Origin of the sequence: Bacillus sp. JNUCC-21 (assembly GCF_041222765.1) — a bacterium.
Taxonomy (GTDB): Bacteria; Bacillota; Bacilli; order Bacillales; family Bacillaceae; genus Bacillus; species Bacillus velezensis.
On the sequence record NZ_CP166019.1, the window covers coordinates 53,248 to 65,354 of the forward strand.

At 45.7% G+C, this 12,107-nt stretch carries 13 protein-coding genes; all 13 read left to right on the forward strand.

The window, feature by feature from the left end:
• Positions 1-203 precede the first annotated feature (203 nt).
• The 13 genes from veg to spoVT all read left to right on the forward strand — a co-directional run bounded on the left by veg (position 204) and on the right by spoVT (position 12,057).
• Positions 204-464 carry a biofilm formation stimulator Veg gene (gene veg, locus JNUCC21_RS00285; protein WP_003218330.1) on the forward strand — a complete coding sequence of 87 codons (261 nt, stop codon included), beginning with the start codon at positions 204-206 and terminating at the stop codon, positions 462-464.
• Positions 465-626: 162 nt separating this feature from the next.
• On the forward strand, positions 627-815 hold the full coding sequence (locus tag JNUCC21_RS00290; RefSeq protein ID WP_011996172.1) for a small, acid-soluble spore protein, alpha/beta type: 189 nt from the start codon (positions 627-629) through the stop codon (positions 813-815).
• A gap of 143 nt (positions 816-958) precedes the next feature.
• Positions 959-1,828 (forward strand): 4-(cytidine 5'-diphospho)-2-C-methyl-D-erythritol kinase, encoded by an 870-nt coding sequence (gene ispE, locus JNUCC21_RS00295; RefSeq protein ID WP_015239024.1) that lies wholly within the window; start codon positions 959-961, stop codon positions 1,826-1,828.
• 55 nt (positions 1,829-1,883) lie between these two features.
• Complete coding sequence (gene purR, locus JNUCC21_RS00300; RefSeq protein WP_004264666.1) at positions 1,884-2,741, forward strand: pur operon repressor; 858 nt, start codon at positions 1,884-1,886, stop codon at positions 2,739-2,741.
• A complete protein-coding gene (ridA, locus tag JNUCC21_RS00305) occupies positions 2,738-3,118 on the forward strand; it encodes a 2-iminobutanoate/2-iminopropanoate deaminase (protein ID WP_004264663.1) in 381 nt (126 codons plus the stop codon). Before purR ends, ridA begins: the two co-directional genes overlap by 4 nt.
• 196 nt (positions 3,119-3,314) lie before the next feature.
• Positions 3,315-3,608, forward strand: coding sequence for a septation regulator SpoVG (spoVG, locus tag JNUCC21_RS00310; protein WP_004264660.1), 294 nt, complete (start codon positions 3,315-3,317; stop codon positions 3,606-3,608).
• Between the two features lie 191 nt (positions 3,609-3,799).
• The gene (gene glmU, locus JNUCC21_RS00315) at positions 3,800-5,170 is read left to right on the forward strand and encodes a bifunctional UDP-N-acetylglucosamine diphosphorylase/glucosamine-1-phosphate N-acetyltransferase GlmU (RefSeq protein WP_004264658.1); all 1,371 of its coding nucleotides are present in this window, start codon (positions 3,800-3,802) and stop codon (positions 5,168-5,170) included.
• 21 nt (positions 5,171-5,191) lie between these two features.
• Entirely contained in the window at positions 5,192-6,145 is a 954-nt protein-coding gene (locus JNUCC21_RS00320) for a ribose-phosphate diphosphokinase (RefSeq protein WP_004264656.1), read from the forward strand.
• An 84-nt stretch (positions 6,146-6,229) separates the two neighbouring features.
• Entirely contained in the window at positions 6,230-6,838 is a 609-nt protein-coding gene (locus JNUCC21_RS00325; RefSeq protein ID WP_029326252.1) for a 50S ribosomal protein L25/general stress protein Ctc, read from the forward strand.
• 84 nt (positions 6,839-6,922) lie between these two features.
• Complete coding sequence (gene pth, locus JNUCC21_RS00330) at positions 6,923-7,489, forward strand: aminoacyl-tRNA hydrolase (RefSeq protein ID WP_004264652.1); 567 nt, start codon at positions 6,923-6,925, stop codon at positions 7,487-7,489.
• A gap of 61 nt (positions 7,490-7,550) precedes the next feature.
• A complete protein-coding gene (locus tag JNUCC21_RS00335; protein WP_004264650.1) occupies positions 7,551-7,781 on the forward strand; it encodes an anti-sigma-F factor Fin family protein in 231 nt (76 codons plus the stop codon).
• Between the two features lie 69 nt (positions 7,782-7,850).
• Complete coding sequence (gene mfd / locus JNUCC21_RS00340) at positions 7,851-11,384, forward strand: transcription-repair coupling factor (RefSeq protein WP_007409931.1); 3,534 nt, start codon at positions 7,851-7,853, stop codon at positions 11,382-11,384.
• Positions 11,385-11,520: 136 nt separating this feature from the next.
• Positions 11,521-12,057: a stage V sporulation protein T gene (gene spoVT / locus JNUCC21_RS00345; RefSeq protein WP_004264646.1), complete on the forward strand. Its 537-nt coding sequence runs from the start codon at positions 11,521-11,523 to the stop codon at positions 12,055-12,057.
• Positions 12,058-12,107 lie beyond the last annotated feature (50 nt).

Here is a 12,107-nt window from a genome sequence, read left to right on the forward strand (position 1 = left end):
ACCCGCATATATTTCGCTATGCGGGTTAATTATTTTACAAATTGATACATAAATTTCCGGAACTTGTGAAAAATAACGCAGAAATCAATAGAATTTTGTCAAAATAATTTTGTTGACAATGACTTATTAACGTTGATATAATTTAAATTTTATTTGACAAAATTGGGCTCTTGTTGTACAATAAATGTAGTGAGGTGGATGCAATGGCGAAGACGTTGTCCGATATAAAAAGATCGCTTGATGGGAATTTAGGTAAACGGCTTACGTTAAAAGCAAACGGCGGCCGCCGAAAAACGATTGAGCGTTCGGGCATTTTAGCTGAGACGTACCCTTCTGTTTTTGTGATACAACTAGATCAAGACGAGAATTCGTTTGAAAGAGTTTCATACAGTTATGCTGATATTCTGACTGAGACTGTTGAATTGACATTCAATGACGATGCGGCAAGCTCAGTAGCATTTTAATGGGCAGTGAACCTTTTGTTTACTGCTTTTTGTTTTGCCTTCTAAAGCTCTTCTAATTATTCCCTCGAAAGTTTCAGCCGATTAAACGGAAGCTATAAGTGTCACATGTTTTATCGTGGCGTGCACGAATGGTGATCAATTCTATAAAAGGGGTTGTTTCGTTTGGGCAGACGTCGTGGAGTTATGTCAGATGAGTTCAAATATGAGCTGGCGAAGGACCTTGGTTTTTACGATACGGTGAAAAACGAGGGCTGGGGAGGCATTCGGGCGCGTGACGCCGGGAATATGGTAAAACGCGCGATTGAGATTGCCGAACAGCAGATGGCGGCTCAGAACCAAAATAACCGATAATGCAGTGGCCCGGGGGACAATCCGTTCCCCGGTTTTTTCTATCGGCTGTCAAAACAGGCGTCAATTTCGGATAAGTACCTCCGGGTCTCCAAATGTGATACAATGTTCATACTTATGTTTAGATGGAGAAGTAGGTGAAAGCTATGCGTATTTTAGAAAAAGCGCCGGCCAAAATCAATCTGTCCCTCGATGTGACGAGTAAACGCCCGGATGGTTATCACGAAGTGGAGATGATCATGACGACAATTGATTTGGCAGATCGGATTGAACTGACAGAACTGCCCGAAAACGTTATCAGAGTGGCGTCGCATAATCGCTTTGTTCCGGATGATCAAAGGAATCTGGCTTATCAGGCAGCCAAACTGCTTAAAGAACGGTTTCAAGTCAAAAAAGGCGTTTCCATTATGATTACAAAAGTGATCCCTGTAGCGGCAGGGCTTGCCGGCGGAAGCAGCGATGCGGCAGCCACGCTCAGAGGGCTGAACAGGCTTTGGGATTTAAAGCTTTCTGCCGAAGAGCTCGCGGAGCTTGGAGCTGAAATCGGTTCAGACGTGTCCTTCTGTGTATACGGGGGCACTGCCCTGGCAACCGGACGCGGTGAGAAGATCAGGCACATCAGTGCTCCGCCTCATTGCTGGGTCGTGCTTGCCAAACCGACGATCGGGGTATCGACTGCCGAAGTGTACCGCCGGCTGAACTTACAGCAGGTTCGGCATCCTGATGTGCAGGCGATGATTGACGCGATTGAAGAAAAAAGCTTCCAAAAGGTATGCGGACAATTAGGAAACGTATTGGAGTCGGTTACGCTCAGCCTCCATCCTGAGGTGGCGATGATTAAAAATCAAATGAAACGCTTCGGCGCTGATGCGGTGTTAATGAGCGGAAGCGGACCGACTGTATTCGGTTTGGTTCAATACGAATCGAAGGTGCAGCGGATTTATAACGGGTTAAGAGGTTTCTGTGATCAAGTGTACGCGGTGCGGATGATCGGCGAACAGAATGCTCTTGATTAAATCCGTATGTTAAGTTATATTATTTTTAAATTATTCGGATTTTGGGGGTAAGTTCATGAAGTTTCGTCGCAGCGGCAGATTGGTGGACTTAACAAATTATTTGTTAACCCATCCGCATGAATTAATACCGTTAACGTTTTTCTCAGAACGGTATCAATCAGCAAAGTCATCAATCAGTGAAGATTTAACGATTATTAAACAGACCTTTGAACAGCAAGGCATTGGGACGCTGCTTACAGTGCCGGGAGCTGCCGGAGGCGTCAAATACATTCCGAAAGTGAAACAGGCTGAAGCAGAAGCGTTTATACAGGAGCTGGGACAGTCTTTAGTAAATCCTGAGCGTATCCTTCCGGGCGGTTATGTATATTTAACGGATATCTTAGGAAAACCATCTGTCCTCTCTCATGTAGGCAGGCTTTTTGCTTCCGTTTTTGCGGAGCGGGAGATTGATGTGGTGATGACCGTTGCGACAAAAGGAATCCCTCTTGCTTACGCAGCGGCCAGTTATCTGAACGTTCCGGTTGTCATCGTGCGAAAGGACAATAAAGTGACGGAAGGCTCCACGGTGAGCATCAATTATGTATCAGGGTCATCTAACCGCATTCAAACGATGTCGCTTGCGAAAAGAAGTTTGGCTACGGGTTCGAACGTTTTGATTATTGACGACTTTATGAAAGCCGGCGGCACCATTAACGGCATGATCAGTTTGCTTGATGAGTTTAATGCAAACGTCGCGGGAATAGGTGTCTTGGTTGAAGCCGAGGGAGTGAATGAACGGCTTGTCGATGAATACATGTCACTGCTCACGCTTTCAACCATCAATATGAAAGACAAAACGATTGAGATTCAAAACGGCAATTTTCTGCGATTTTTTAAAGAACAGCATTTAAAGAATGGGGAGACAGAAAAATGACAAAAGCAATCCATACAAAACACGCGCCGGCAGCGATCGGGCCATATTCACAGGGAATCATCGTAAACAACATGTTTTACAGCTCAGGCCAGATTCCTCTTACTGCTGAAGGAGAAATGGTAAACGGTGATATCACAGAACAAACGCACCAGGTGTTCAGCAATTTAAAAGCTGTGCTGAAAGAAGCGGGCGCTTCTCTCGAGACGGTTGTCAAAGCAACGGTATTTATTGCTGATATGGAGCAGTTTGCGGAAGTGAATGAAGTGTACGGACAATACTTTGATGTACATAAGCCGGCAAGGTCTTGTGTGGAAGTGGCGAGACTGCCGAAAGACGCTCTCGTGGAAATTGAAGTCATTGCGCTGGTGAAATCTTAAATCTCAGAAAAGTGGTTCCGGTCTCCGGGATCACTTTTTTTTATGCAGTATATGATCCCCAAATATGGTTTATCACCTAATTGTGTATGTATATCCTATATTTTCAAAAAAACTTTTTGAAACGTGCAGGAATTTAAAAAGAATCGTGGAATTGTTAGACTAATGCTTTTATATAGGGAAAAGGTGGTGAACTACTGTGGAAGTTACTGACGTAAGATTACGCCGCGTGAATACCGATGGTCGCATGAGAGCGATTGCATCCATCACGCTGGATCACGAATTTGTCGTACATGATATTCGTGTGATTGATGGAAACAATGGTCTTTTCGTTGCGATGCCGAGTAAACGCACCCCTGATGGAGAATTCCGCGATATTGCTCATCCTATTAATTCCAGCACGCGGGGCAAGATCCAGGATGCTGTTTTAAATGAGTATCATCGTTTGGGTGATTCTGAAGCATTAGAATATGAAGAAGCCGGGGCTTCTTAAACATAACAAAATGTAAGGACTGCTGATAAAGGCTGACACAAGGCCTTTTCCGGCAGTCCTTTTTTAAATCTGATTTTTCAGTAATAAAGCGATTACATAGAAAATTCTTGCACTTTTTGATGTCTTCTTGAAATCAACAGCTATTTAGGATATATTTTTCTATGGATAAAAGGGATATTGGAGGCCATTAAATGGATAAGCGGTTTGCAGTGATTTTAGCTGCCGGAAAAGGAACGAGAATGAAATCGAAGCTTTACAAGGTCCTTCATCCGGTATGCGGAAAGCCTATGGTAGAGCACGTCGCAGACGAAGCTCTGAAATTATCTTTAGCGAAGCTTGTCACCATCGTAGGACACGGCGCCGAAGATGTGAAGAAGCAGCTCGGACAGAAAAGCGATTACGCTCTCCAAGCAGAACAGCTCGGTACGGCTCATGCGGTCAAACAGGCAAAACCATTTCTTCACGGAGAAAAGGGTGTCACGATCGTTATTTGCGGCGATACACCGCTTCTGACGGCGGAGACGATGGAAGCCATGCTGAATGAACATACAGACAAAGGTGCAAAAGCCACGGTGTTAACGGCCGTTGCCGACGATCCCGCCGGATACGGAAGAATCATCCGCAGTGAAGACGGCGCCGTTCAAAAAATCGTGGAGCACAAGGATGCTTCGGAGCAAGAACGTCTTGTGAAAGAAATTAACACGGGAACGTACTGTTTTGATAACGAGGCTCTTTTTCGTGTCATCGAACAGGTTTCGAATGAAAATGCCCAAGGCGAGTATTATCTGCCGGATGTGATCGAAATCCTCAAAGACGAAGGCGAAACTGTTGCCGCTTACCAGACTGGTAACTTCCAAGAGACGCTCGGAGTGAATGATAGAGTCGCTCTTTCTCAGGCTGAAATGTATATGAAAGAGCGTATTAACAAACGGCATATGCAGAACGGAGTCACTTTAATCGATCCGATGAATACGTACATCTCACCTGACGCACGTATCGGACAAGATACAGTTATTTATCCCGGAACTGTGTTAAAGGGACAAGCTGAAATCGGCGACGAATGTGTCATCGGCCCTCACACTGAGATAGAGGACAGCTCAATCGGCAGCCGCACTGTGATTAAACAATCCGTTGTCAATCGCAGCAAAGTTGGGAATGATGTAAATATCGGTCCTTTTGCTCACATCAGACCCGATTCCGCAATCGGCAATGAAGTGAAGATCGGAAACTTTGTTGAAATCAAGAAAACACAATTCGGCGACCGAAGCAAAGCATCTCATTTAAGCTATATCGGTGATGCCGAAGTGGGCACGGATGTGAATCTGGGCTGCGGCTCCATCACGGTCAATTATGATGGGAAGAAAAAGTATTTAACCAAAATTGAAGACGGCGCCTTTATTGGCTGCAACTCCAATCTGGTCGCTCCTGTTACAGTAGGAGAAGGCGCGTACGTCGCTGCGGGTTCAACCGTAACTGAAGATGTGCCGGGCGAAGCGCTTGCCATTGCCAGAGCAAGACAAGTAAATAAAGAAGATTATGTGAAAAATATTCATAAAAAATAATCCTAAAATCGGAGGTTTACCATGTCTAACGAATACGGAGATAAGAATTTAAAGATTTTTTCTTTGAATTCAAATCCAGAACTTGCAAAAGAAATCGCGGATAATGTAGGGGTTCAATTAGGAAAGTGCTCTGTTACAAGATTCAGTGACGGAGAGGTCCAGATCAACATAGAAGAAAGTATTCGCGGCTGTGATTGCTATATCATTCAGTCTACAAGTGCGCCGGTTAATGAGCACATTATGGAATTGCTGATTATGGTTGACGCTTTAAAGCGCGCTTCCGCGAAAACAATCAACATTGTCATTCCGTACTACGGTTATGCGCGCCAGGACAGAAAAGCAAGATCACGTGAACCGATTACGGCAAAACTTTTTGCAAACCTGCTTGAAACAGCGGGTGCGACACGCGTGATCGCGCTTGATTTACACGCGCCGCAAATTCAAGGTTTCTTTGATATTCCGATTGACCACTTAATGGGTGTTCCGATTTTAGGCCATTACTTTGAAGGTAAAGACTTGAAAGATATCGTCATTGTTTCTCCTGACCACGGCGGTGTGACGCGCGCCCGCAAACTTGCGGACCGTCTGAAAGCGCCGATCGCGATTATCGACAAACGCCGTCCTAGACCGAATGAGGTAGAAGTGATGAACATCGTCGGTAACGTGGAAGGAAAAACAGCGATTCTGATCGATGATATTATTGATACGGCCGGCACAATCACACTTGCCGCTAACGCGCTGGTTGAAAACGGAGCTGCAGAAGTGTATGCATGCTGTACGCACCCTGTACTGTCAGGCCCTGCCGTTGAGCGGATCAATAACTCTAAAATCAAGGAGCTTGTCGTAACGAACAGCATTAAGCTTCCTGATGAGAAAAAAATCGACCGCTTTAAGCAGCTTTCTGTCGGACCGCTTCTGGCTGAAGCGATTATCCGCGTTCACGAGAAACAATCTGTCAGCTATTTATTCAGCTAAACCGAAACTTTAAGGTTTAAATCCCAGTTATTGTGGGTATTGTTCTAATAGGACGATAAAACGATAATTAGGATGGTGCTGAATATGGCAACTTTAAAAGCAAATGAAAGAACAGATTTTAAACGTTCGACGCTTCGGAAAATCCGTCATTCAGGACATGTTCCAGGGATTATATACGGTAAAGAAACAACGAATACGCCTGTCTCTTTAGACAGTGTCGAATTGCTTAAAACATTGCGGGACGAAGGAAAAAACACGATTATCACAATTGATGTCAACGGAAATCAGCAATCGGTTATGGTGACGGATCTTCAGACAGACCCGCTCAAAAACGAATTGACGCACGCCGATTTTCAAGTCGTGAATATGAGTGAGGAGCTGGAGGCCGAGGTGCCGATTCAGCTGACGGGAGAGGCGAAGGGAGTCAAAGACGGAGGCGTCATTCAGCAGCCGCTGCATGAGCTTTCGATCAAGGCTAAGCCGAAGGACATCCCTCAGACAATCAATGTTGATATTTCAGGACTTGAGATGAATGATGTGCTGACCATCGCAGATCTGACTGCTGACGGCAATTATACATTTACAAACGATCCGGAAGAAGTCGTGGCTTCCATCCTTCCTCCTAAGCAGGAAGCATTCGAAGAAGATGCAGAACCGTCTCCTGGGGAAGAGCCCGAAGGAGAAAATCAATAAGCGCTTTAAGACGTAACCCGCCCGAGGTTACGTCTTTTGTGCTAGAATGAGAAGAATTACAGCGATGTTGAGGGAGGATTTACGATGCTTGTGATTGCCGGTCTCGGTAACCCCGGGAAAACCTATGAGAACACGAGACATAATGTCGGCTTTATGGCCATTGACGAGCTTTCTAAAGAATGGAATATTGAACTGAATAAAACGAAATTCAACGGACTTTACGGAATGGGGTTTGTTTCCGGAAAAAAAGTTCTACTTGTTAAACCGCTTACATATATGAATTTATCAGGGGAATGTTTGCGGCCGCTACTGGATTATTATGATGCCGATCATGAAGATCTGAAAGTCATATACGATGACCTTGATCTTCCGACGGGAAAAATCAGACTTCGGACGAAGGGGAGCGCAGGCGGACATAACGGAATTAAATCGCTTATACAGCACCTCGGAACCCCTGAATTTGACCGGGTCAGAATCGGAATCGGCCGCCCCGTCAACGGAATGAAAGTCGTTGACTATGTACTGGGAGCTTTTACGAAGGAAGAAGCGCCGCATATCAATGATGCCGTCTCAAAAACCGTAAAAGCCTGCGAAGCTTCCTTAACGAAACCATTTTTAGAAGTCATGAACGAATTTAATGCAAATGTATAAGATAAATAATGGGAGACCATACTAGGGAAAAATGATTTTTTCACATCAGGAGGTCCAACGTATGGCTTTGCATTATTTCTGCCGCCACTGCGGCTTTAAGGTAGGGAGCCTGGAATATTCGACGGTGCCGACACAGTCACTTGGATTTCAGCACTTAACAAATGAGGAAAGAAACGATATGATTTCATATAAAGACAATGGAGATGTCCATGTTCTTACAATTTGTGAAGACTGCCAAGAGGCGCTGGAGCGCAATCCGCACTACCATGAACACAACACATTTATTCAATAAGAAGCTTTGGTGTAGATTCTAGACCAAAGCGTTTTTCTGTTCTTGCAGAAAATAGAGAGGAGGGCCCATATGGACAACATTCAAACCTTTATTAAAGAAAGCGATGATTTTAAATCCATTGTCAACGGTTTACATGAGGGGCTGAAGGAACAGCTGCTTGCGGGTCTGTCAGGTTCCGCGCGTTCTGTTTTTACCTCCGCCCTTGCACAGGAAACGAAAAGGCCGATTTTCTTTATCACCCATAATTTATATCAGGCCCAAAAAGTGACGGAAGATCTGACGGCGCTTCTCGGGGATCAATCTGTTTTTTTATACCCCGTGAATGAATTGATTTCTTCAGAAATTGCGGTAGCGAGCCCTGAACTGCGCGCTCAGCGGCTTGATGTCATTAATAGATTAACAAACGGAGAAGCGCCGGTCGTTGTGGCGCCCGTTGCGGCAGTGAGAAGAATGCTTCCGCCGAAGGAGCTGTGGAAAAGCAGCCAGCTCGTCATTTCACTCGGAGACGAAATAGAACCGGATCAGCTGTCCGCGCGCCTTGTAGAGGTGGGGTATGAGCGTTCCGATATGGTTTCTGCACCCGGTGAATTCAGTATTCGCGGCGGAATTATCGACATTTATCCGCTGACGTCGGAGCATCCGGTGCGAATTGAACTGTTTGATACGGAGGTCGATTCCATCAGAAGCTTCAATTCTGATGACCAGAGATCAATTGAGACGCTCAAACATGTGGCGATCGGACCGGCGAAGGAATTGATCATCAGGGCGGAAGAAAAAGCCCGGGCGATGGAAAGGCTCGATAAAGGGCTTGCCGACAGTCTGAAAAAGCTGAAGCAGGACAAACAAAAGGAAATGCTTCATATCAATATCTCACATGATAAAGAACGGTTATCAACGGGACAGACTGATCAGGAACTTGTGAAGTATCTCTCGTACTTTTACGAAAAACCTGCTAGTTTGCTAGATTATACACCGGCAGACACGTTGTTACTGTTAGACGAGGTCAGCCGCATTCATGAAATGGAGGATCAGCTGCAAAAAGAAGAGGCCGAATTTATGACAAGTCTGCTCGAGGAAGGGAAAATTCTGCATGACATTCATTTATCCTTCAGCTTTCAGGAGCTTATGAGCGAAAAGCGGCGCCCGGCTATTTATTATTCATTATTTTTGCGTCATGTTCAGCATACAAGCCCTCAGAATATCGTGAATGTGACAAGCCGGCAGATGCAGAGTTTTCACGGGCAGATGAATGTGCTCGCAGGTGAAATGGAGCGCTTTAAGAAATCAAACTTCACCGTTGTCTTTTTAGGCGCAAATAAGGACAGAACCGACAGATTGGCATCCGTGCTGGCTGATTACGAAATTGAAGCCGCAAAAACGGACAGCTCCAAAGCGCTTGTGCAAGGACAGGTCTATGTCATGGAAGGCGAGCTGCAATCCGGTTTTGAACTGCCGCTGATGAAGCTGGCCGTCATTACGGAGGAAGAGCTGTTCAAAAACCGAATCAAGAAAAAGCCGAGAAAGCAGAAGCTGACAAATGCCGAACGGATCAAAAGCTATTCCGAGCTTCAGGTCGGCGACTATGTCGTCCACGTCAACCACGGGATCGGTAAGTATTTGGGGATCGAAACACTAGAAATCAAAGGCATTCATAAAGATTACCTCAACATTCATTATCAGGGCAGCGATAAGCTGTACGTCCCTGTAGAACAAATCGACCAGGTGCAGAAGTACGTCGGCTCTGAAGGAAAAGAACCGAAGCTTTATAAACTGGGCGGCAGTGAATGGAAACGGGTGAAGAAAAAAGTTGAAAACTCCGTTCAGGATATTGCCGATGATCTGATTAAGCTTTATGCGGAACGGGAAGCAAGCAAGGGCTATGCGTTCTCGCCCGATCATGAAATGCAGCGGCAGTTCGAATCTGCTTTCCCTTATCAGGAAACAGAGGACCAGCTCCGTTCCATTCAGGAGATTAAAAAGGATATGGAAAGAGAGCGCCCGATGGACCGTTTGCTTTGCGGTGATGTGGGTTACGGGAAGACGGAGGTAGCCATCCGAGCGGCCTTTAAAGCGATCGCAGACGGAAAGCAGGTCGCGCTTCTTGTGCCGACGACAATACTCGCACAGCAGCATTATGAAACCATTATGGAGCGTTTCCAGGACTATCCGATTAACATCGGTCTTCTCAGCCGATTCAGAACGAGAAAAGAATCCAATGAAACGATTAAAGGCCTGAAGAACGGAACGGTAGACATCGTAATCGGAACCCACAGGCTCTTATCTAAAGACGTCGTCTATAAAGATCTCGGCTTGCTCATCATTGATGAAGAGCAGCGCTTCGGCGTAACGCATAAGGAAAAAATCAAACAGATCAAAGCCAATGTCGATGTGCTGACTCTTACAGCGACGCCGATACCGCGTACGCTTCATATGTCCATGCTCGGTGTGCGGGACTTATCTGTTATTGAAACGCCGCCGGAAAACCGTTTCCCTGTTCAGACATATGTCGTGGAATACAACGGCGCGCTTGTGCGGGAAGCCATCGAAAGAGAACTGGCGCGCGGAGGACAGGTATATTTCTTGTACAACCGCGTGGATGACATCGAGCGGAAGGCTGATGAAATTTCCATGCTTGTTCCCGATGCGAAAGTGGCATATGCCCACGGAAAAATGACTGAAAATGAATTGGAAAGCGTCATGCTCAATTTTCTGGAAGGGGAATCAGACGTCCTTGTCAGCACGACCATTATTGAGACAGGCGTAGATATACCAAATGTCAACACCTTGATTGTGTTCGACGGAGACAAAATGGGGCTGTCTCAGCTGTATCAGCTGAGAGGACGGGTCGGCCGTTCCAACCGCGTCGCTTATGCGTATTTTACGTACCGCAGAGACAAAGTGCTCACTGAGGTGGCGGAAAAACGGCTGCAGGCGATTAAAGAATTTACCGAGCTGGGATCAGGCTTTAAAATCGCCATGCGTGACTTGACGATCAGGGGAGCGGGGAACCTTCTCGGCGCCCAGCAGCACGGCTTTATCGACTCAGTCGGTTTTGACCTGTACTCGCAAATGCTCAAGGAAGCGATTGAAGAGCGGAAAGGCGATATTCCGAAAAGCGAACAGTTTGAGACAGAAATCGATATCGAGCTTGACGCGTATATTCCTGAAAACTATATACAAGACGGCAAGCAAAAAATCGACATGTACAAACGGTTCAGGTCAATCGCCACAATTGAGGAGAAAAATGAGCTTCAAGATGAAATCATCGACAGGTTCGGCAGCTACCCTAAAGAGGTTGAATGGCTGTTTACGGTTGCTGAGATGAAGGTATACGGAAAATATGAACGCGTCGAACTCATCAAGCAGGATAAAGACGCGATCAGATTTACCATTTCTGAAGAGGCCAGCGCACAGATTGACGGCCAGAAATTGTTCGAACTCGGCAATAAATACGGCCGGCAGATCGGACTGGGAATGGAAGGGAAAAAGCTGAAAATCTCAGTACAGACGAAAGGCCGCAAAACGGAAGAGTGGCTGGAAACCGTGCTCGGCATGCTGAAAGGCCTTCAGGATGTGAAGAAAGAAACAATCGCGTCTTCATAAAAATTGTTACTCTCTGGTGTATATTACATTTGATGTGACGGATACTAATTTCAAGCGAGTGGCGGAAGCTACATAAAGTAAAGAGCTTTAGTACTTTCCCTTAAATATCATCACATGAAAGAGAGGCACCAGAGAGATGAAAGCTACAGGTATCGTACGTCGTATTGATGATCTAGGACGGGTCGTCATTCCTAAAGAAATTCGGAGAACACTGCGAATCAGGGAAGGAGACCCGCTTGAAATATTCGTTGACCGCGACGGAGAAGTTATATTGAAAAAGTATTCTCCTATCAGTGAGCTTGGCGATTTTGCGAAGGAATATGCAGATGCTTTGTATGACAGTCTCGGCCATTCCGTCTTGATTTGCGACCGTGACGCGTATATTGCCGTTTCAGGCAGTTCGAAAAAAGAATTTCTGAACAAAGCCATCAGCGATTTGCTCGAAAAAACGATGGATCAGCGCAGCTCAGTGGTAGAAAACGACGTGAAGTCCGCGCAGCTTGTTAATGACATTGATGAAGATATGAGCTCCTATACAATAGCTCCGATCGTGGCAAATGGCGATCCTATCGGTGCCGTGGTCATCTTTTCCAAGGAACAGGCACTTGGAGAAGTAGAACATAAAGCGGTAGAAACGGCAGCCAGTTTTTTGGCGAGACAAATGGAGCAGTAGGTCTTATTACCATTATTGAAATAAGAAAACGGAGAAAGAGCAGCTCTTAT

Bases quoted from the DNA above. Each gene is read 5' to 3' on its own strand.
- veg (WP_003218330.1), top strand. From the start codon at position 204: ATGGCGAAGACGTTGTCCGATATAAAAAGATCGCTTGATGGGAATTTA.
- ispE (WP_015239024.1), top strand. From the start codon at position 959: ATGCGTATTTTAGAAAAAGCGCCGGCCAAAATCAATCTGTCCCTCGAT.
- purR (WP_004264666.1), top strand. From the start codon at position 1,884: ATGAAGTTTCGTCGCAGCGGCAGATTGGTGGACTTAACAAATTATTTG.
- ridA (WP_004264663.1), top strand. From the start codon at position 2,738: ATGACAAAAGCAATCCATACAAAACACGCGCCGGCAGCGATCGGGCCA.
- glmU (WP_004264658.1), top strand. From the start codon at position 3,800: ATGGATAAGCGGTTTGCAGTGATTTTAGCTGCCGGAAAAGGAACGAGA.
- JNUCC21_RS00320 (WP_004264656.1), top strand. From the start codon at position 5,192: ATGTCTAACGAATACGGAGATAAGAATTTAAAGATTTTTTCTTTGAAT.
- JNUCC21_RS00325 (WP_029326252.1), top strand. From the start codon at position 6,230: ATGGCAACTTTAAAAGCAAATGAAAGAACAGATTTTAAACGTTCGACG.
- pth (WP_004264652.1), top strand. From the start codon at position 6,923: ATGCTTGTGATTGCCGGTCTCGGTAACCCCGGGAAAACCTATGAGAAC.
- JNUCC21_RS00335 (WP_004264650.1), top strand. From the start codon at position 7,551: ATGGCTTTGCATTATTTCTGCCGCCACTGCGGCTTTAAGGTAGGGAGC.
- mfd (WP_007409931.1), top strand. From the start codon at position 7,851: ATGGACAACATTCAAACCTTTATTAAAGAAAGCGATGATTTTAAATCC.
- spoVT (WP_004264646.1), top strand. From the start codon at position 11,521: ATGAAAGCTACAGGTATCGTACGTCGTATTGATGATCTAGGACGGGTC.